This is a genomic window from Psychrobacter sp. 1U1, assembly GCF_051847535.1.
Lineage (GTDB): Bacteria > Pseudomonadota > Gammaproteobacteria > Pseudomonadales > Moraxellaceae > Psychrobacter > Psychrobacter saeujeotis.
The window spans coordinates 74,830-96,489 of record NZ_JBPYDD010000009.1; the positions used below are offsets into that span (position 1 = coordinate 74,830).

A 21,660-nucleotide genomic window follows, 5' to 3' on the forward strand; every position below is an offset into this window, starting at 1 on the left:
TTTTTGCATTATGGCGTTTATAGTAGCAATTCTAATAACAGTTGGCTGTCTAAGATTGGTTAGCGTTATTCAGAACTTTTGCTAGCTAAAAATGCATTTATCGCTTGATAGGTTTGCTGGCAGATAACAGGGTTGAGGCTTTCCATATTAAGGTAAGCATGAATGACTTTATCATAAGTCATGTGCTGCGTATCAACACCAGCTTCGCTAAGTTTGGCAGCATAAGCGACACCTTCATCGTACAACGGGTCGACCGCTGCATTAATGATAAGGGCAGGCGGCTGCTGCGCCAATTCATTTTGACTGGCAAATAGGGCGGACTTGGCCTGCCTGTCTTCACCGTGCTGAAAGTACTGGTCAAAATACCAATTGATGCGTGCTTGACTGAGCAGATAACCATTGGCATATTTTTCAATAGAGGGACAGCTCATAGTAAAGTCAACACTTGGATATATCAGTACTTGAGCGCTGATATCATTTATTATGCCTGACTTTATTATTCTAGGGTCACGTAGCAGATTGGTGACTAATGCTCCACCATGACTGTCTCCAGCTACTACTAATTTGTTTGTGCTAATGTGATGGTGGGCAAGTAGTGCAGGTAATCTAAGCAAAGCCGTGCAAGCATCGTTTTGGCCGCAGGGGTAGGGGTTTTCTGGTGCAAGGCGGTATTCTGGTGCAACAATAATGTGCCCTGTATGTTTCGCTAAACGACATAAAATTTGATGATAAACAGAGACGCTACCTGCTGTACCACCGCCACCATGAAAGTACAGCATCACGGGTAGTGGTGTCTGCTCAGTCTGAACTATTGAAGCGTCAGGCAAGCTAGGATAAAAGAGGCGCACCGGTACATGATAAGCAGACACGTCATAAGCATCTTTAGTTAACACATCACATTCAATGATGTCATCGACTATTAGCGCCACATTTACGGCCTCGGTGACAAAGGTATGGGTTAAATTTGCTAGGCCATCTCTAGCATTGATGGCATTAGGGATACTACCTGTTTGCACAAAGGCAGGGAGCAGCTGTTCATTTAATACCTTTAGATAATTAGCAACAGCAGGTAATAAATCGACTTGGTTTTCAGCATCAGCTTTGTTGGATTTAATAGAGTCGTTCATCTTCATTCCTCTGAATTTATCAATATTAAAACGCGTTTAATAAATGACAAGTCGGTATTGTTAGTGGTTGCTGATAGCTAAAAACACATCAAACAGGCTTTAAGCTAAGCAGGGCGACCATCGACCATCACCGGACGACTGACCATCCAAGCAATCACAACGTTGATAATCATTAAAATTAACATAATAAGTAATGGTAAATCCCAATCGCCAGTCGCTTCATGTAGCCAACCAGTCCCTAATGGACCAAAAAACGCTATCAAATACCCAACGAATTGAGCCATGCCAGACAGCTCGCTAGATTGGTTGGTCGTATAAGTCCGTAGCGAGAACAACATCATACATAAGGTGAAAATCGCTGAGCAGCCAATGCCCATTAAGCCTGACCATAACCATGCTAGGTCAGTAGATAAGTAGCTTACCCCTATGATACCAATGACGTTTAATACAGCGGCAAAGACTGCCAACGCTTGAATAGGGCGACCACGGTTTACCAGCCACGTTAAGCTTAAGATAGAAATAGGTGCCATAAATTGAAACACCGAACCCATTTGCCCCGCTTTAACGGCAGATAGTCCTTGGCTAACCCAAATAGATGGCAAGAAACTGGCAACGGTATAAAACAATAAAGACTGGAAACCCATAAAGACTGCAATTTGCCAAGCAAAAGACGTGCGCCACATGGAAATCTCTGAAGATCCTAACTTAGGCAGCTCAACCGCTTGATGACTAGACGATCCTAGGCGCAGACGTAAAAACACCCAAAGCACAATGGCAAATATGCCTAAAAGCGACCAACCACCAAGCGCCCACTGCCAGCCTACCTGCTCAGATAGCGGTAATACGACTCCTGCTACTATGCCTGCCGACACCGTCATCGTTAAACTAAATAAACCAGTTATAAGTGGAATATGTTTCGGCGTACGCTGTTTAATAACGGGTGCCGCCAAAGTGTTAGCAAAGCCGATGGCCAACGTTAGTAATAATGTACCACTCAAAAAGCCAATCCACGTAGGAACCACGGAACGCAGCACCATACCAAAGGTGAGTAGTGCAACCATCACAATGAGCGTATTCTCAAGGCCAAAGCGCTTACCAATCGCTGGTGCGATAAGCGCGCCTACTGCAAAAGTCAGCATTGGCACTGCACCTAACCAACCAATCTCAGTCTCAGAAATGTTGAGCGCATCTTGTACTACTGGCGCAATAGAGCCAAGTGCAACGATCGGCGCCCGCATATTGGTGGCGAGTAAAATTATGGCACATAATACAAGCCAAAAAGTAAAGCGTGAGGAGGGCAGCTTAGACGCCGATGCAGTATCTAGATATGACTTTGGTTGCAAATTAGAGGGGGTAGACATAGCAGCACGACTATTATTAGAATAAGAAAAAAGACACGTCATTGAGCAGCGCCGAAGAGTCGTCGCTTGCACATAACACCAAAGAAAACGCACCTAAAGGGTGACTAACATCGTGAACCAGAGCTTAAAAATACTTGCAGAATGCAAGACTGTGAGCTTATTACCCTGATAATCAGGATAAATACGATATGCGAGTAGTTAATTCAAAAAGTTAATAATAAGCGATTTTTATATAAAATGACTCATCAAAGTCTGATGGCATAACTAAAAATAGCGTTAAATCATATTTATATGACCTAACGCTATTATAAGAACAAATGATGGGTAAATACTACCAGCGTATGGTAACCAGCTTTACACTATACCGATTTACCCAGTTGAGCCGCTTTTAGTGCATTCTCTTGTTGTTCTGCGACAATAGAATCGCATTTGTTGGGATCATTGCCACAAAACGAGCAGTTTTCATCACCCATTAATTTAGCAACACCGCCACAAGAGCCTCTAAGCGGCTTTTTTTTGACCATATAACCAATACCCATAAATACAAAAAACAGTATAAATACAGTAAAGGTAATAGCGAGCATAGGAAGCAGTTGGCTAAGCATAGAGGAAACCTCAAGTTTAGAAAATAGAGTTATCTTTAATGATAACTATCTAATAGTATAGCAAATTTTTACGCTTTGCGTTTGTTGTTAATACATTCTCAAAACACTACAACCAAAACTCAAGGCTGCTTATCAGCACGTAATGCTTGCATTGCAGAAGTCTGAACTACTTGCCAATCATCAATACTGTTTAGCGCATCATTATGCTCTACCCCATCAGCCAATACGACAAATAAGGCTGCTATATTTTGCTTTTCAGCAAGGCTTAATGCCTTTTCGTAAGGCATGGCAGTCAGTGCAGTTGCCCAAGCATCGGCAAGTGCAACTGAGTCAGCTGCTACTGTCACCGAAGGAGCACCACCAACAATAGGTTTACCCGTTGTAGGATCGATGGTATGACTATAGTGCTTACCATCAAATATGACGGAGTTGCGATAGTTACCAGAAGTTGCTATATGCATCTGATTATTGGTTTTTAGTGGTTGACGAATAGCCGTAATTGTTTGACGTTCGCTAACAGTACTGCCCTCAATAGGTGCATCAATGGCAATCTGCCACGGCTGCTGCTTATTGTTAACGCCAGAAGTCGCTATTTCTCCACCAATCTCAACCATATAGTTACGGATGTTGTAACGATCTTTGAGAACATCAGCAATGACATCGACACCGTAGCCTTTTGCTACTGCCGAAAAATCCAGACCAATGCCATCTTTGGTCTTATAGAGAGTTTGGTCTTGCTTGACGACGCTATCAAAATCTACCAATGCTTGGGCGGTTGCGATTTCAGTTGCACTTGGTGGGCTTTGTAAGCGTTCGACAGTCATGGTACTACCAAACCCCCAAGTATTAATGAGCGGTATAACAGTCGGATCAAATGCTCCGCCAGACTGTGCATAGACTTGTCTTGAGATATCAAGTACGTGACTAAAGTCAGTATCAATAGAAATGGGTGTATCTTTGCCTAATTGATTAAACTTGGATATAGTAGAATCAACTTGATAGGTCGACATACTGTCATTAATCTGCTGTAGACGCTGATCAATGGCAGCCTGAATATCTGCCTCGATTACCTTTTCTGGTAATTGATAGCTGATATGGTAGCTGGTACCCATTGTTTCACCGATTAAATAGTTATAATCAGGCGACTGTTGACAGGCGGTTAGACCAACTATACTCAATGCTGATAACGCAAATAATATAGGGTTACCTACCGTCTTTTGATCATTTTGAGACCGGGTAGAGAACAGATATGTTTGAGGTTTGTTTTTATTAAACATTGTAAATTTATCCAACAGCAAAAATGGATGAAAAAAAAGAGCGCCACTGTTGACGCTCTTTTTTATGTCTTTCATATTGATCATCGAAATAAATATGAGTCAAAATAAAAAACTATTTGCTCAATTGATCATGGTCTTGGGCCAATTTAACCACCGAAATCATCAAGCATGATGTTTTCGTCTTCCACACCTAGGCTGTGTAGCATGTCGATAACCGCCGCGTTCATCATCGGTGGCCCGCACATATAATACTCACAGTCTTCTGGATTAGGATGGTCTTTTAGATATTCTTCTAGTAAGACATTATGGATAAAGCCTGTATAGCCGTCCCAGTTGTCTTCAGGAAGAGGATCCGATAAGGCAACATGCCATTCAAAGTTCTCGAACTCTTCTTCTAACTGATCATAGTCTTCAACGTAGAACATCTCACGAATAGAACGTGCACCGTACCAAAAGCTAATCTTACGATTAGAGTTCAGACGTTTAAGCTGATCGAAGATATGCGAGCGCATTGGTGCCATACCAGCACCACCCCCAACAAAAATCATTTCAGCTTCAGTATCTTTGGCAAAGAATTCACCATAAGGACCTGATACGGTCACTTTATCGCCAGGCTTTAAGCTAAACGTCCAAGAAGACATTTTACCTGGTGGTATACCATCTGGACCACGTGGTGGTGGACTTGCGATACGAATGTTGAACTTGATGATACCTTTTTCGTCAGGGTAGTTGGCCATTGAATAAGCACGAATGACAGGTTCATCAACCTTTGACACATATTTGAAAATGCCAAACTTTTCCCAATCTTCTCTATATTCTTCAGCAACATCGAAGTCTTTATAATGTACTTCATGCGGTGGCGCTTCCAACTGTACATAACCACCAGCACGGAAGTTAACTTCTTCGCCTTCTGGAATTTTGAGTACTAGCTCTTTAATAAAGGTTGCAACGTTCTCATTAGAGACAACTTCACATTCCCACTTTTGCACATCAAAAAACTCAGGGTCAATCTCTATTTCCATGTCCTGCTTGACAGATACCTGACAAGCCAAGCGCATGTGATTGCGGATCTCGCCTTGAGTAAAATAGCCTTCTTCGGTGGGCAGAATAGAACCGCCACCTTCAATAACACGGCAGCGACATTGAGCACACGTACCACCACCACCACACGCAGAAGATAAAAATATACCTTCACTAGCAAGGGTTTGCAGTAGTTTTCCGCCTGCTGGAGTCACCACATCATTATCGGGATTATCATTGATATGAATAGTAACATCGCCTGAACTGACCAGTCTTGAGCGTGCTGCCAAAATAATGGCAACAAGACCCATGATGATCAAGGTAAACATAGCAACGCCACCAATCGCCGTAGCATAATCCATGATATGTATCCTTAATCTATGGGGTAGGGGTGCGGGTACATAAATTTGATACTGTACCCGAACACCTACCGAATAAATGAATTAAATATGTCAAATCGCTAAATAGATGTCTAAGCTTAGCGGTTTAAATGGACATGCCACCGAACGACATAAAGCCGAGCGACATAAGGCCAACCGTAATAAAGGTAATGCCAAGACCACGTAATGGTCCCGGAATATCTGAATACTTAAGCTTTTCACGAATACCTGCTAACGCAGTGATCGCAACTGCCCAACCAAAACCTGCACCGACCCCATATACCACTGATTCACTAAAGTTATAGTCACGCTCAACCATAAATAAGACGCCACCTAAGATCGCGCAGTTTACGGTAATGAGCGGTAAGAAGACACCAAGCGCGTTATATAGAGCTGGGACAAACTTGTCCAAAAACATCTCTAGAATCTGTACAGTCGCAGCAATAAGACCGATATAGCTTAGTAGACCTAAGAAACTAAGGTCGATATCGGGAAAGCCTGCCCATGCCAGCGCACCATTTTTTAGAATGAACTGGAACAAAAGGTTATTGAGTGGCACAGTAATCGCCATTACAACAATAACAGCGACTCCAAGGCCTATAGCGGTTGAGACTTTTTTGGACACGGCCAAAAAAGTACACATACCTAAGAAATAGGCGAGCGCCATATTCTCAATAAAGACTGAGGTTATAAATAAACTAATATAATGTCCCATTAGTGACCGCCTCCGTGTGCCATGCCTTTAGACTGTGGCTTCATTACAAATTCGGCTTCTTCAATTTGTTCTGGCTTCCAAAGACGAACGATGGCAATAAATAAACCAATAATGAAGAACGCTGATGGTGGCAACAACAATAGACCATTTGGTAGATACCAACCGCCATCAGTGACTGGTTGTAAGATAGTGATACCAAACCATGTACCTGAACCTAGTAATTCACGAATAGTCGCAACGAACAGTAATACGGCAGAGTAACCAAGACCATTACCGATACCATCTAAAAAGCTTGGTACTGGTGGATTGCTCATAGCAAAGGCCTCAGCACGGCCCATGACGATACAGTTGGTAATAATCAAACCAACGAATACCGATAAGCCTTTACTCACATCATAAGCGACAGCTTTTAGTACCTGATCGACCAAAATAACCAATGAAGCAATAATCGTCATCTGTACAATGATACGAATACTTGATGGGATTTGCTTACGAATAATTGAAATAAAGAAGCTGGAAAAAGCGGTTACCAATGTCAATGCCACACACATTACCAAGGCATTTGACATACTCGTCGTTACCGCTAACGCCGAACAGATACCTAATATCTGTAAGGCGATAGGGTTATTATCAAAAATAGGCGAGGTTAAAATACTTTTTGTGTCAGCCATGTTATGCCTCCTTGCCGTTTGCTACTGGTAGCGCTGCTGCCAGTTCGGTTGTAGGTTGAGCTGTCTGATTGTCTGGTTGTTTTGACTGACTTGCTTTTGTATCAGCGTTATCAATCGTTTGACCACTGTCTTTACGTAAGGTGTCTAGATAAGGTTTATACCCTTGCTCACCTAGCCAAAACTGAATCATATTGCTGACACCGCGGCTAGTTAGCGTTGCACCACTAATACCATCAACCCAGTTTTCTTTTGGATTGCCAGCTTTGGTAACACCTGTTGCTACTTCGCCACTATCGTCATACGAGTGAATGCCCTGCCATTTGGCACGCCATTCTGGCTCTTCAATACGAGCGCCCAATCCTGGCGTTTCTTTATGCTCATAAAAACTGATACCTTTGATAGTATTCATATCGCTTTCAAGCGTCAAGAAACCGTAGATAGTACCCCATAAACCATAGCCTTGAATCGGTAGGACCACCATCTCAGGCTGACCTGCATCATCACTCTTAACATAGACCTTTGCATACTTAGGTTTACGACCAATACCAGCAGGATCGTTATCACCTAAGTCTTCACTCAATGCCTGATTTTTAGTTGCCTGACTGGCATCGTAAGCATTGCGATCTGGAATACCCGCATCGCTTAAGGCATTGTCGTCAAGATAGTTGCCTTCGTTTAGATCAACGATTTTTACTTCAAAATCCTTAAAGCGTTCGGCAACATCTTTAGCAGTATCAGACTCAGCATCATACATGCCAGCTGCTACTAGAATGTTTTTATTACGATCTAAGCGTGCATTTTCAACTTGTGATGGTTTGAGGCCGACCGCAACTGCTGAAACCAATACAGAACACACCAAGCATAGCGTTAATGCCACACTGATGGTTTTTGCATTATTACTTTTGGGCTTGGACATAACGAACCCTCCGAGCTGTTTGGCGTTTGATATTTGCTTGAGTCACAAAATAATCAAACAATGGAGCAAATAAGTTGGCAAATAAAATGGCAAGCATGATGCCTTCTGGGAAAGCTGGGTTAACTACTCGAATCAGCACTGTCATAAAGCCAATCAAAATACCATACGCCCAGCGGCCATTATTAGTATGTGCAGCTGAGACTGGATCGGTTGCCATAAAGACAGCACCGAAAGCAAAACCACCAATCACTAAATGCCAATAAAATGGCAAGTTCATCATCAAGTTATCGTCAGAGCCAATCATATTGAAGATAAGAGACGTTGCAATCAGACCAACTACACAACCTGCCATAATGCGCCATGAGGCAATACGCGTCCACAGAAGCACCGCTGCACCCAGCAAAATAGCTAGCGTAGAGACTTCACCGACACTACCTTGGATATTACCAAAAAACGCATCACTCCACGTGATCGCCTGACCATATACGTTGGTAAAATCAGCTGGCGTCACACCAAGGGCAGCAAGACCTAGTGGCGTTGCACCTGAAAATCCATCAACCGCCGTCCATACTGAGTCCCCCGATATATAGGCAGGATAGGCAAAGTAAAGAAAAGCACGACCAGATAAGGCAGGGTTCAAGAAGTTCTTACCGGTACCGCCGAACACTTCTTTTGCCACTACCACACCAAAGATGATACCTAAGGCCACTTGCCATAATGGAATATCAGGTGGCATGATTAGCGCGTATAGCACAGAAGTGACAAAGAAGCCTTCGTTGACTTCATGTCCGCGTACCACGGCAAAGATGATCTCGCATAAGATACCGACAGCAAAGGTAACAATATAGATTGGTAAGAACTGCATCGCCCCATACACAAAGCAGGCCCAAATACTATCTGGGTTGTAGCCTACCATACTGGTGATCATAGTGCGCCAGCCTTCAGGCTGTAACCCTAGTTGTGAGATAGCAGTCAGCGCTTGATGACCGACATTATACATACCCCAAAACATCGCTGGGAACGTACACATCCATACTGTAATCATAATACGTTTGAGGTCGATACCGTCACGTACGTGCGAAGAAGCGTAAGTCGTCGTACCTGGCTGACGTAAAAACGTATCAAACATCTCAAAAATAGCGTAATACTTTTCGTGTTTGCCACCCTTGGTAAAAGACGGCTCCATACGATCGAACATATTGTGTAAAAATTTCATCGTGGTTAGCCCTCCAGCTCAATGCGCGTTAAATTATCACGCAAGATATCACCAAATTCATATTTACCAGGAGATACGAAAGTGCATAATCCAACATCTTCTTCATCCAGTTCAAGCACGCCCAAATCAACCGCAGACACGATGTCTTCAACGATCAAAGCGCGTAACAACTGTGTGGGTAAGTAGTCTTGTGGCATAACCTCTTCATAAATCCCGATAGGCACCATCGCTCGCGGCGAACCATTACTTGTGGTAGTAAAGTTGTACTTTTTGCCACCGAAAAACTGCGAGATATAAATGGGAAGCTTAGAGAAGCGGTTTTTACCTGGACTAAAGAAGTGAAATGCTGGTCGTTCACGGCCTTCAGGTAATACACTAACTTGATTGTGGAAACGACCAAGATAAGCCACATTATCGAACAACTTACGTCCAGAAAGTACCGACCCTGAGATGATACGATTCTCGCCTGCCATCAATTGACCTTTTGTCAATGCGGTCATATCAGCACCGCGCTCAGTCGCAACCAAGTGTGGGTCCTTAACTGCAGGACCTGCAAGGCTTAACAGACGACGCGTATATAAGCGACCCGTCGTAAAGAGTTTACCAATCGCAATCACATCTTGATAACCGATCGTCCAGACAGTTACGCCGCGGCTGATGGGATGTAAAAAGTGAATATGCGTACCAGCAAGACCAGCTGGATGCTTGCCTGCAAAGCTATGATACTCAGTGACATTATTAGCCGCAGTCTTTGCAACTGGTGGCAGCTTAGCGTCACCATGATGACAGACAAAAGTTCTTGGGCTGAGTGTAGACAATACAGCCAGTCCGTCATTGAACGCTTGCAGCTCTTCATTAATCAGTAGCATTGGGTCGAACGCTAATGGATTAGTATCCATCGCGGTGACAAAGATAGCGTGCGGACGTGCACCGATTTCAGGAGCACGGCTATAGGGACGTGTGCGAAATGCAGTCCATTCACCAGACGCAAGCAATTGGGTTTCAACGGCTTCCGAGTCTAAGTCAGCAAGTTGCTGGGAGTCATAGCGCTGAAACTCTACTTCTTCACCGTTTGGGTCAACCTCAATGACAAGACTTTCAAAGACACGACGCTCGCCACGTTTAATGGCAATAACTTTACCAGCTGCAGGGGCCGTGTATATAACACCAACTCGTTTTTTGTCTTCAAAAACAGGTTGACCTTTAGCTACAACGTCACCTTCTGTGACGTTCATCGTAGGTTTCATGCCTACGTAATCGTAACCAATAAGTGCCACATGTGCTGGTCTGTGCTCTGATATCTCGCGGGAGGGCTCACCTGTGATGGGCAAATCCAAACCTTTCTTGATGGTAATCATAAGCGAAAACTTAGTCCATAGTCTAAAACGATACCAGACGTCCTGTTTGGTACGACAGCAGTATTCCAAAAGCATTATGACAGACCATCATGCAGCAGCAGCCTAGGGCGGAGCTGTGATTGAGTGCCTTAAACATAACGCTTAAGTATTACTGCAAGTAAGAGTATTAACGCTGACCTTAGACTCCTTAACAACACGTTAACGTCTTATTCGAATTACCAAAGTGGCGACCGGCTACCAAGATGCATCATAAGTCTATCAAATAAAAGTAAACCTCTAAAACTAACTGCTTAGAGTGAGCACTTTAAAGTATAGATGAACCTACAATACGTTTTATTGAAATTTATAACATTGTCATACTAGTATCATGTGATTGAGTCTAAAACAGAAAAAACTCTCAGACGCAATATATGATAAGTTGATTAAAAACAAACCGATTAACGGAGGAGGATACAATTTTAAATCATACCCATCTATCGAAAATCAGGCTGTCATATCTTTATAGTTATGTCCTATTATAGCCAAACACGATCAATCTATGTAAAAGCTCAATAGGCATTGCTAAGATATAGAAACAAATACAAATTTACCTAGGATTATACGCTAAATTAACCTAAAATTGCCAGTTAGTAATTGAATTTATCTAATTGTAGTACCTAATTTAGCGGTCGAAACTTATAGTTATCAATCATCAAAAATACTCAGACGACTATAATAGTTTTAACTTAAAATATAAACTAAAGTTGTTCTTAGAGACAAATATTTGGTTAAGTGCATACTTTATAGTATTTTCTTCCTAATTATCAATTATTGTTGTTTCTGTTGTACTTTCGCTATCCATAAAACGTTTTATAAGGAGTACTATATGTGTGCTGCGCCTGTAATTATCCCTGCTATCGATCTAAAAGATGGCAAATGTGTACGCTTAAAACAAGGTCGTATGGAGGATGATACCGTATTCTCTGACAATCCTGTGGCTGTAGCAGGTCGCTGGGTAAAAGAGGGAGCACGGCGTTTGCATCTGGTTGATCTCAATGGCGCATTTGATGGCGTACCAGTTCACAGGCAAGTGGTCAACGATATCGCCAAAGCCTACCCAAACTTGCCTATTCAATTGGGTGGCGGCGTACGTAATATGCACACCATTGAACAATATATCACAGCAGGTCTCACCTATATTATTATAGGAACCAAAGCGGTTGAAGAACCTGATTTTGTGACGGAGGCTTGCCGTGAGTTTGCCGGGCATATTATCGTTGGTATTGATGCTAAAGACGGTATGGTGGCCACTCATGGCTGGGCGAATGTCACGGACACCAAAGCGACCGAGCTTGCCCGCCGCTTTGCTGACGTCGGTGTATCATCCATCGTTTATACTGATATTGCTCGTGATGGTATGATGCAAGGGGTCAACGTCGATCAAACGGTCAACCTTGCACGTGAAGGCGGTTTGCCCGTTATAGCGTCGGGCGGTGTCACTGATATGCAAGATATCGAGCTATTAAAGCCTTATGGCGATTGTATTGAAGGGATTATTACAGGGCGGGCGATTTACGAGGGCACACTGGATCTTGGAGAGGCACAAAGCTATCTAGACAGTTAATAGTTTATACATAGGGTTGTCTGTATTGTCTACAAAGACTATGGTTGTTCATTACCTTCAACAAGGATACTTATGATAGCTATTTTTGACTATCTATCTTTACGCAGATACTTGCCAGTTATAGGTCAGCTGTTATTATTGATAAGTATCTTTTATGGCTCTCCTGTTCACGCGGCTAGCGAAGAGTTAACAAGCGTAGCAGCCACAGCAGGCATAGATAACAGTACTTTACTAAATTTAGAGGCAGAGTCTGAGACAGAAGCTGAACGTGATACATCAGCACTCATAGATGCGCCGCCAGTCATTAGTGGGGAAAGTACCAATAATGCTCAAATTGAAACCACGCCCACTTTGCAAAAAGACAATGAGATTCGTCAACGTATCAACGGTATTTTCTCTGAGATTGATGGTTTACAAGCTGTTGATGTGAGCGTTACTCAAGGTGTCGTCACCTTGGGTGGAGAGACCCCTAATGAAAAAAAGGCGCAACAAGCGATCAATTTAACCAATCGTCTAACAGATGTAGTAACGGTTGAAGACAATATTAATCGAACGCTCGATGTGCAAGACAATGTGTCAACAGTATATCAAGGACTGAAGACTCAAGGTATAAACCTAATCAAAGCCACTCCATTGCTGTTAGTCGGTATTGTATTATTTGGTATGGTGGCATGGTTTGGTAGCTGGCTATCTAAACGACAAAAAATGTGGCAGCGTCTTACTCCCAATCCTTTTGTAGCTGAGTTACTGGCGCAAACTATTAAAGTAATCTTTATCATCTTTGGTTTGATATTGGCCTTGAGCCTGATAGGTGCTGAGACCATCTTAGGTACGCTTCTTGGCGGGGCAGGGGTCATCGGTATCGCTGTTGGTTTCGCAGTCAAAGATACTATTGAGAACTATATAGCCTCTTTAATGCTCAGTATTCGCCAGCCATTTCGTGCCCGCGACCAAGTCGTAATCAATGGTCAAGAAGGTATCGTGGTGCGTCTGACCTCAAGAGCAACGATTTTAATGACGCTAGATGGTAATCAGCTGCGTATTCCTAACGCTGAAGTCTTCAAAGGTACGATTTTAAATTACACCAAAAACCCTGAGCGCCGTTTTACCTTCGAGCTGGGTGTAGATGCCAATGACGATCCACTCGCAGCGATTAAAGTCGGACTTGATGCGATATACAAATTAGACTTTGTGTTGGATGAGCCTAGAGCTATTGCTATCATAGCCAACGTTGGTGACTCTAATATTATTCTTGAATTTCAAGTATGGGTGGATCAGTCAGAAACTGATTTTGCAAAAGCCCGTAGTATTGCTATTCGTGAAACCAAACACGCTTTAGAAAACGAAGGTTTTAGCTTGCCTGAACCTATTTATCGTTTACGTTTCAACGATAAGTTGGAAACAGCCTTTGAGCATATGCAAGAGAGTAGAAGTAAAACAGGCTCTGAGATGACTGTCACACCGCTAACTTCTGGTGCAGAAAACCAGCAGACCAAAGATGACAAGGATAAACAGCAAGCAAAGGCGCGTGCAAAGCAAATTTTGGATGGGCGCGACAGCAAAGATGTATTTGATGCCCGTCCTGATGAAAAACTTATGCAAAAAGTTGAGCAGGAAATTGCAGAGAATTCTGATGAGACTGATCTATTGAATAACAATAGCCCACAAGAATAAGCTGTATGGATAAACGTAAAAAAGGCTAAAGATGACTTTAGCCTTTTTTGTTATTTTAGTATTTTGTCTAAACCTAGCTCTTTTTATTTGAACCTTTGCGGCTTCGGCCATTACTTTTCTTGGCGGCGCTTTTTTTCGTTTGATCTTTTTTTGTTTGATTCATCTCGCTAGCTTGTATCTTCGCTTTCAAGTCAAAATCAATCTGCAGCAGATCCATATTGACACCAGCAACTTGTACTTTGACCAAATCACCAAGACCAAACAAGGTGCCTTTATCTTTACCAATGAGCTGTTGTTGGTGCTCATCATAGACAAAGAAGTCATCACCAACGTTTGAGATATGAACCAGACCATCAATATATAGGTCAGTCAATGTCACAAATAAACCAAAGCTTGTGACGGTTGTAACGACACCATCAAACTCTTCACCAACATGATCTTTCATATAATGACATTTTAGCCAAGACTCTACAAAACGTGATGCCTTTTCAGCACGGCGCTCAGTATCTGAGGTTTGTGTGCCTGCGCCATCAAGAGAGAAATCCATAACAGGCTGTTTACTATTGGTTACCTTGGCTTTAATCGCACGATGTAACATCAGGTCCGGATAACGACGAATCGGTGAGGTAAAGTGACTATACTCATCATATGCCAGACCAAAGTGACCAATGTTATCGGGCGCATAGTTAGCCTGCATCATTGAGCGCAGCAGCATACTATGAATACTGATTGCATCTGGACGATCTTTTGTCGCTTCAATAATACGCTGATAGTCGGCTTGCGTTGGATTCTCTTCAGGGAAACTTAAACCAAAGTTCTTTGCATATTCGTGAATACGCATTGATTTTTCGCTGTCAGGATTGTCATGGTTACGGTATAAAACAGGCAACTCATTTTTTAGCGCAAAGTTTGCTGCACAAGTATTGGCAAGCAACATACACTCTTCAATAAGCTTATGAGCATCACCGCGAGTACGTGGTAAGATGTCCGCGATACCGCCTTCTTCGTTGAACTTTATATAAGTCTCAACGGTTTCAAACTCCATTGCATGACGATCTTCACGCTTTTTGATAAGCAACCCATACAATTGATGAAGCGTATCGACAGACTTTTTGACGTCTTTATTACCTGTTAAAGATTCAGGGACACTCTTATCTTTTGGATTAGCAAAATAATCATTTACCTGATTGTAGGTTAGACGTGCCTGTGAATGCATAACACCAGGATAAAACTCGTAACCTGTGATCTTGCCTGCACGTGATATTTTAATATCAGCAACCATACAGAGACGATCCACTGAAGGGTTTAACGAACATAAACCATTCGACAATACTTCAGGTAACATAGGAATCACACGGTGCGGAAAATAAACCGACGTGCCACGCTCATAGGCGTCTTGATCTAGTGGAGAGTTTGGTGTCACATAATGGCTGACATCAGCAATAGCGACCAACACTCGATAGTTCCCGCCTGAGCGTTTTTCAGCAAATACTGCATCATCGAAGTCACGCGCATCTTCACCATCAATAGTGATTAATGGTAGGTCACGTAAGTCCGTACGACCTTTAAAGTCCTTCTTACTAGGCTCTCTATAGTCATTGGCTTGTTTGAGCGCTTCTGCACTGAATTCAGAGGGTATATCGTAATTGAGTAGAGTAGTTTCAATGATAAGTTCACGGTCATTGTCGTCACTCAGCACCTCTGTAATCTTACCTGTAGCAAACTCGTGCTGATTGGGCCAGTCAATGACATCAACTTTCACCGGATCGCCTTGTTTGGCACCTACCGCTTGTATATTATCATCAGTGACGGTGATTGGTTGATGGTTGTTTGGGCTGCCAAGCTCAACACAATAACCATCTTCATCACGAGTAAGCGTACCAATAAACTGATTTTGATGACGTTCAGTCACATCAACGATACGACCTTCGGTACGACCACGGTTATCTGTTGTGGTGCCGACAGCATCGACCATGTCACCGTTAAATACCCAGCGCATTTGTTTTTCATGTAAAAACAAATCTGGCATATCTTCTAGTACCACAAAACCAAAGCCTTTTGGATGAGCAGATACCGTACCAGTAACCACATCTTGTTGCGTGACTGCACGAAAGCGATAAGGGCGTCCTTCACGATTTACTTGTCCATCACGAGCCATGGCTTTGAGACGATTGCCTAATGCGTCAAACTGGTCAGGATCATTGATGTCAAAAGCTTTTGCCAGCTGTTGATGTGTCGGTTCATCGTTTTCAGCGATCGTACGTAGTATCAGCTCACGACTAGGGATAGGATTGTCATATTTCTGTGCCTCACTTGAGGCGTTTGGATCATTCCAACTCATAAATTACCGTATCTATTTTTAAAATTATTAATAATGGCTATCTTAACACGAACGACGCTTTAATACCCGACGTCAATGAGGTTATATCTATTCGATAGCTGACTGTTTGGGTAGACTGTTTAATCAAATATCGATGTCAGTAGTACCAGATTGGTTTGCAATCTTTTTACTGTCTAACTCTTTTGATACTTCAAGTACAGTCGTTTGATTAGATTTATCTAAATACTTTTGTGCTTTATCCACTTCACTCGTTAAGGTATTGACCGTTTGCTTCATGCTCTCTAAAGCTTCAACTTTATAATTACTAATCATATCCATCGTATCATAGACATTATTGAAGGCGTTTTGCAGTTTATCAAGCTCAATAGTACTACTGGTTGCTTGTTCATGAATTTCACCAGATTGACGTTTGAGCATCGCTGAGGTTGACTCAATCAAACTACTGGTCGTTTTGTTCAATGCCGTGATCTGATCTAAGACCAGTTTTTGATTGGTCATAGCTTGTGCAACCACGACGGCTGTCCGTAATGCAGAAATAGTCGTTGTAGTAGCGCGATCCACACCTTTAATAAGTTCCAAATTATTTTTACGAATGGTATCTAATGCCAAATAGCCTTGTACGTTAACAGCCAGCTGTGTCAAAAAGTCAGTGTTTTTTTGGCGTACGTAAAACAGCATCTCTTCTTTTATGATACGGGCCTTTTCAGGGTCAGTCGCTTCTAAAGAATAGACTTTTTGCTCAAGCTGCTCATCAATCTTTTTGCCGACGTAAATATACTGGCGAATGGATTGCATCAAATCCCACATATTGACTTTTTCTTGCTCGATCATCGCATTGTCTTTGAGCAGCTCATCCTTACCATTATAAAGACTGGTCACCACCGCGTTAATATGCGACTGTGCGGATTCATATTGACGAAAATAATCTTGAACTTTATTGCCAAACGGTATGATGCCGAACAGCTTGCGCGAATTGGTCAACTCTTTTTTGCTTGGGTCCAAGTCTTCTACGATACCGCGTAATTCAGTCAATGATTTGGCAATTGGTGAATTATCAAATAGGCTATCATTGATACTCTTAGCAGGAAGTTCTAACATTCGGTTAGACACTTGAGCCGACTCACGAATCTCTTTAGTACCTAAGTTATGAATGGATTGTAAGTTTTCTTGAAAGTCAGGTCCATTTACTGGATTGGTAATGACATGATCTACAAAAGCATCGACTTTAGCATCAAGCTCTGGAATCTGACTTTTATCCAGCTTAACCATCTGATCCGCTTCGCTTTTTTCCACCTCTTTTACAGGGTCAGGTGGCGTCAAAGAGATACTTGGCGTATTCGTATTTTCTGGCGGTGTAAGTTCTTGCATAAGTGTTCCTGTCAATAAATGATAGATTAAAATGTTTGAATTATTCAATGATGTTAGGTAACGTTTAGTCTGCTAGTTCAAGCAAGTAGCATAATTGCTAAAGATCTATTAATTGACTTATGGTTATTAAATGATCATTAATAGGAAATACAAAGTAGATTTTAAGATTATCGTATAATCAGGAAGCCATGAAGATAGACTTTGTAAAACTATATGGTGGTTAGTATAGTAAAATTACAATGTGTAATAGTAAAAAACCATCAATATCCCGCAGCATATTGATGGTCAAAAACAAAGATAAGTAAATATGGCAAACTTATGCGTTTACGGTTCAGTTATTTTTTCTTAGTAGGGCCAAGCAACATACCCATTTGTCGGCCTTCCATCTTTGGATACTGCTCGACGTTAGAGATCTCAGCCGTATCTTCGATAATGCGCTCAAGTTGTTTACGACCAATATCTTGGTGCGCCATTTCACGTCCACGGAAACGAATGCTCACTTTAACCTTGTCTTGATCTTCTAAAAAGCTGACGATTTTTTTCAGTTTTACCTGATAATCAGCTTCTTCAGTACTCGGACGCAGCTTCATCTCTTTAAGCTGAGTTTGCTTTTGGTTCTTTTTAGCCTCTTTCGCTTTTTGCTTTTGATCATAGAGGAAATGCTTATAATCCATGATTTTGCATACTGGCGGCTTGGCATCGGGCACTAATTCAACTAAGTCTAGGTTTTCATCACGTGCCGCTTTCATCGCGGTATCGATATCGACCACGCCCATTTGTTCGCCGTCCTCTCTGACAAGACGAACTTCTTTAACACTGATATCTTCATTGGTGTTTAGACGGTTGGACTGTTTAATAGGTATTACTCCTGATCTGTTTTTTGATTCTGACGGCCTTTTTTGGCAACGGCAGTCTGTACTAAGGTAATAAATTCAGAGACAGTCATCACGCCTAAATTCTCACCTTCGCGAGTGCGGACGTTAACGCTGCCTGTTTCAACTTCTTTATCCCCTAATACTAGCATATAGGGAATACGTTCTAATGTTTTCTCTCGTATCTTAAATCCAATCTTTTCGTTACGCAAGTCACTAACCGCACGTAAACCTGCATTTTTTAGCTCGCTAACGACATTTTCACAGCTTTCTGCCTGTTTATCGGTAATATTCATCACTGCCACTTGCTGCGGGGCTAGCCAAACCGGCATCCACCCAGCATAGTTTTCGATTAAAATACCTATAAAGCGCTCAAACGAGCCAAGAATAGCACGGTGCAACATAATAGGCACTTCACGCTCGTTTTGTTCATTGACGAATTCAGCGTCTAAGCGCTCAGGCATATTGGGATCTACTTGTATAGTACCGCATTGCCATACTCGCCCCAAGCTGTCTTTGAGGCTAAACTCAATCTTAGGCCCGTAGAAAGCACCTTCACCAGGCAGATATTCCCAAGCTAGTCCTGAGCTATCCAAGGCGTCGGCTAAAGCTTTTTCAGCAAAATCCCAAGACTCATCACTACCGACGCGTTTCTCTGGACGCGTTGAAAGTTTCATAATAATGTTATCAAAACCAAAGTCTTCATAGACAGCAAGAGTAAGCTTAATAAAGTCAGCCACTTCCTGCTGAATTTGCGCTTGTGTGCAGAAGATATGTGCATCATCTTGAGTGAAACCGCGCACCCGCATCAGGCCATGCAATGAACCTGATGGCTCATTACGGTGACATGAACCAAATTCTGCCATACGCAGTGGCAACTCGCGGTAAGATTTCAAACCTTGATTAAACACTTGCACATGACAAGGGCAGTTCATTGGTTTTACCGCATAATCACGATTTTCACTCGATGTGGTAAACATATTGGTTGCATAGTTACCCCAATGTCCAGAACGCTCCCACAAGCTGCGATCAACGATTTGCGGTGTTTTGATTTCTTCATAACCATTATCATATTGTACTTTACGCATATATTGTTCAAGTACTTGATAAATCGTCCAACCATTGGCATGCCAAAATACCATACCCGGTGCTTGCTCTTGCATATGGAATAGATTGAGTGCTTTACCAATCTTACGATGGTCACGCTTTTCAGCTTCCTCAATACGTTGAATGTAAGCTTTTAGATCTTTTTTATCAGACCATGCGGTACCATAAATACGTTGTAGTTGCTCGTTCTTGGCATCACCGCGCCAATAAGCGCCACTCATCTTGGTTAATTTAAAGACCTTTAAGAAGCGGGTATTTGGCACGTGCGGGCCACGGCACATATCGACGTATTCTTGATGATGATAGAGACCGAAAGCTTCTTCGCCTGGCATATCATTGATTAGTTTGAGCTTATAATCTTCGCCGCGCTCTTCAAATATCTTGATCACTTCATCACGTGGCGTTATCTTCTTTATGACATCGTAGTCTTGCTTAATCAGCTGCATCATACGCTTTTCTATCGCTTGCATATGCTCAGGTGTGAATGGTGTCTCACTATAGATATCATAATAAAACCCATCATCAATGACAGGACCGATAACCATCTTTACATCAGGATAAAGTTGTTTGACCGCATGACCGAGTAGATGCGCGCACGAATGACGAATAATATCGACACCATCAGCATCTCTTGGGGTAACAATCTCAACCTTTGCGTCATGAGCGATAGGATCAGAAGCATCAACTAAATGTCCATCTACACGTCCGGCGACTGTAGCCTTAGCAAGACCTGCCCCAATGCTTTTTGCCACTTCCATGACTGTAGTATTGCCTTCGAAGTCTTTTACGCTTCCATCGGGCAAAGTAATCGCTACCATAATCTGTTCACCTGTTTTAGGTCCGTTAGCAGTGATGATTGCAACTATCAATCATATGACCGTAAGACCAAATAAATTATATACGTTAGATGTGATACATCAAAAGAGACAGACATTACCCAAGACACTTAACATATCGGCGATCGTCTAAATATTCATTCAATCTGCTATCTATATCAAGAGCAGAATGATAATACATCGTTAAACACAGCCAAATGCTTCTTATATAGTGTTGATTAATCATGCAGGATAAGTAATGCCATAAAGGCGACTACTATAACAAAAACCATCTATAAACACTAGATAGCAAGGGATAACAACGTATCTAGCATAGATATAGCTTTAAAAGAACCGACCAACTGTGTTCAAGAATATAAGTCATCTCTAGCCTTTAGTAGCAGCTTTTCGATCCAAGAGAATTAGTAAATAATATCTACTATATTATAAGCAGTATCTATATATAAGGACTACCTTCACTTATATCAATAAGGCAACCTTAAGCGTGAATTAGTAAAAAAGATGCTTAGAGACATTAAAATTAGCAAAAAGTAAGATTTCAACAAGAGTGATTCAACCAGCTTTGGAGAATTATCAACAGTTTTCATGTTGTATAAAAATAATAAAAGACTCTGACTTTTCTAACTTGTTGAAAAATATATATTATTTGAAACCTTTTATAATTAATTAAAAAAAATCTATAAAAACAGTTGACACTGAATATAAAGTATCTATAATACGCCCCACAGCAAAGGAAGCGCAGCGAAAATAGTGGACATACTTACTATTAACAAAGCAGCTAACTTACTGAATTATTTAGTAAATAAAAGCTTGACACTGTATCAATCAATGCTACAATAGATAGCTTACCAGTTAGAACAAATGTATTGTTTTAGTGATAATTGGTTATAGAATTTACAAACGCTTCAACTGGACGACAGTGAAGGGACATTATTTAAAAGCAAAACTAAAGAACAACTTGTGTGGATTTTTGCTGAGTTAAAATGCTAAAAATAAAGTTGGTTTTGACTTCTTTTCGGGGTCAGCACTAACTATAAAAATTATCATTTAATCAGCAAGAAAACTCAAAGTTAATTCATTACGAACATATACGAAGAGCGTAATTGCCAGATTAAATGAGCCAAGATTAGAAGTCGTCTTACTATTTATAGTGAAGACTTCAAGCAAGATTAAACTGAAGAGTTTGATCATGGCTCAGATTGAACGCTGGCGG

At 41.8% G+C, this 21,660-nt stretch carries 16 protein-coding genes; 2 read left to right on the plus strand and 14 right to left on the minus strand.

Annotated elements, in window-relative coordinates; all coding sequences use genetic code 11:
* Window positions 1-65 precede the first annotated feature (65 nt).
* The 10 genes from ACS8FB_RS12820 to ACS8FB_RS12865 form a co-directional block, all read right to left on the minus strand.
* A complete protein-coding gene (locus ACS8FB_RS12820) occupies window positions 66-1,127 on the minus strand; it encodes an alpha/beta hydrolase (protein WP_439263442.1) in 1,062 nt (353 codons plus the stop codon).
* A gap of 104 nt (window positions 1,128-1,231) precedes the next feature.
* The gene (locus ACS8FB_RS12825) at window positions 1,232-2,488 is read right to left on the minus strand and encodes an MFS transporter (protein WP_439263444.1); all 1,257 of its coding nucleotides are present in this window, start codon (window positions 2,486-2,488) and stop codon (window positions 1,232-1,234) included.
* Between the two features lie 359 nt (window positions 2,489-2,847).
* Window positions 2,848-3,093: a (Na+)-NQR maturation NqrM gene (nqrM, locus tag ACS8FB_RS12830; RefSeq protein ID WP_299218936.1), complete on the minus strand. Its 246-nt coding sequence runs from the start codon at window positions 3,091-3,093 to the stop codon at window positions 2,848-2,850.
* A gap of 119 nt (window positions 3,094-3,212) precedes the next feature.
* Entirely contained in the window at window positions 3,213-4,370 is a 1,158-nt protein-coding gene (locus ACS8FB_RS12835) for an FAD:protein FMN transferase (protein ID WP_439263446.1), read from the minus strand.
* 146 nt (window positions 4,371-4,516) lie between these two features.
* The gene (gene nqrF / locus ACS8FB_RS12840; RefSeq protein WP_439263448.1) at window positions 4,517-5,752 is read right to left on the minus strand and encodes an NADH:ubiquinone reductase (Na(+)-transporting) subunit F; all 1,236 of its coding nucleotides are present in this window, start codon (window positions 5,750-5,752) and stop codon (window positions 4,517-4,519) included.
* A 124-nt stretch (window positions 5,753-5,876) separates the two neighbouring features.
* Window positions 5,877-6,485, minus strand: a complete 609-nt coding sequence (nqrE, locus tag ACS8FB_RS12845; protein WP_299218941.1) for an NADH:ubiquinone reductase (Na(+)-transporting) subunit E — start codon at window positions 6,483-6,485, stop codon at window positions 5,877-5,879.
* Window positions 6,485-7,156 (minus strand): NADH:ubiquinone reductase (Na(+)-transporting) subunit D, encoded by a 672-nt coding sequence (locus tag ACS8FB_RS12850; RefSeq protein ID WP_075103264.1) that lies wholly within the window; start codon window positions 7,154-7,156, stop codon window positions 6,485-6,487. The genes nqrE and ACS8FB_RS12850 overlap by 1 nt, the downstream gene beginning before the upstream one ends.
* A gap of 1 nt (window position 7,157) precedes the next feature.
* Window positions 7,158-8,072 (minus strand): Na(+)-translocating NADH-quinone reductase subunit C, encoded by a 915-nt coding sequence (locus ACS8FB_RS12855; RefSeq protein ID WP_299218945.1) that lies wholly within the window; start codon window positions 8,070-8,072, stop codon window positions 7,158-7,160.
* Window positions 8,053-9,288, minus strand: a complete 1,236-nt coding sequence (locus ACS8FB_RS12860; protein WP_299218947.1) for an NADH:ubiquinone reductase (Na(+)-transporting) subunit B — start codon at window positions 9,286-9,288, stop codon at window positions 8,053-8,055. The genes ACS8FB_RS12855 and ACS8FB_RS12860 overlap by 20 nt, the downstream gene beginning before the upstream one ends.
* 5 nt (window positions 9,289-9,293) lie before the next feature.
* Window positions 9,294-10,646, minus strand: coding sequence for a Na(+)-translocating NADH-quinone reductase subunit A (locus tag ACS8FB_RS12865; protein ID WP_439263452.1), 1,353 nt, complete (start codon window positions 10,644-10,646; stop codon window positions 9,294-9,296).
* Between the two features lie 865 nt (window positions 10,647-11,511).
* Between ACS8FB_RS12865 and hisA the strand changes: the two genes are divergently transcribed.
* Together hisA and ACS8FB_RS12875 are read left to right on the plus strand one after the other, a co-directional pair.
* On the plus strand, window positions 11,512-12,249 hold the full coding sequence (gene hisA, locus ACS8FB_RS12870; protein WP_439263454.1) for a 1-(5-phosphoribosyl)-5-[(5-phosphoribosylamino)methylideneamino]imidazole-4-carboxamide isomerase: 738 nt from the start codon (window positions 11,512-11,514) through the stop codon (window positions 12,247-12,249).
* 72 nt (window positions 12,250-12,321) lie between these two features.
* Window positions 12,322-13,923 carry a mechanosensitive ion channel domain-containing protein gene (locus ACS8FB_RS12875; RefSeq protein ID WP_439263456.1) on the plus strand — a complete coding sequence of 534 codons (1,602 nt, stop codon included), beginning with the start codon at window positions 12,322-12,324 and terminating at the stop codon, window positions 13,921-13,923.
* A gap of 73 nt (window positions 13,924-13,996) precedes the next feature.
* On the opposite strand, the gene rnr is transcribed toward ACS8FB_RS12875, so the two are convergent.
* From rnr to thrS, 4 genes are all read right to left on the minus strand, one after another.
* Window positions 13,997-16,264 carry a ribonuclease R gene (gene rnr / locus ACS8FB_RS12880; protein WP_439263458.1) on the minus strand — a complete coding sequence of 756 codons (2,268 nt, stop codon included), beginning with the start codon at window positions 16,262-16,264 and terminating at the stop codon, window positions 13,997-13,999.
* A 123-nt stretch (window positions 16,265-16,387) separates the two neighbouring features.
* Entirely contained in the window at window positions 16,388-17,632 is a 1,245-nt protein-coding gene (locus tag ACS8FB_RS12885) for a toxic anion resistance protein (protein ID WP_299218956.1), read from the minus strand.
* Window positions 17,633-17,967: 335 nt separating this feature from the next.
* Window positions 17,968-18,489, minus strand: a complete 522-nt coding sequence (gene infC, locus ACS8FB_RS12890; protein ID WP_439263464.1) for a translation initiation factor IF-3 — start codon at window positions 18,487-18,489, stop codon at window positions 17,968-17,970.
* A 5-nt stretch (window positions 18,490-18,494) separates the two neighbouring features.
* A complete protein-coding gene (gene thrS, locus ACS8FB_RS12895) occupies window positions 18,495-20,429 on the minus strand; it encodes a threonine--tRNA ligase (RefSeq protein ID WP_439263466.1) in 1,935 nt (644 codons plus the stop codon).
* Between the last annotated feature and the right edge of the window lie 1,231 nt (window positions 20,430-21,660).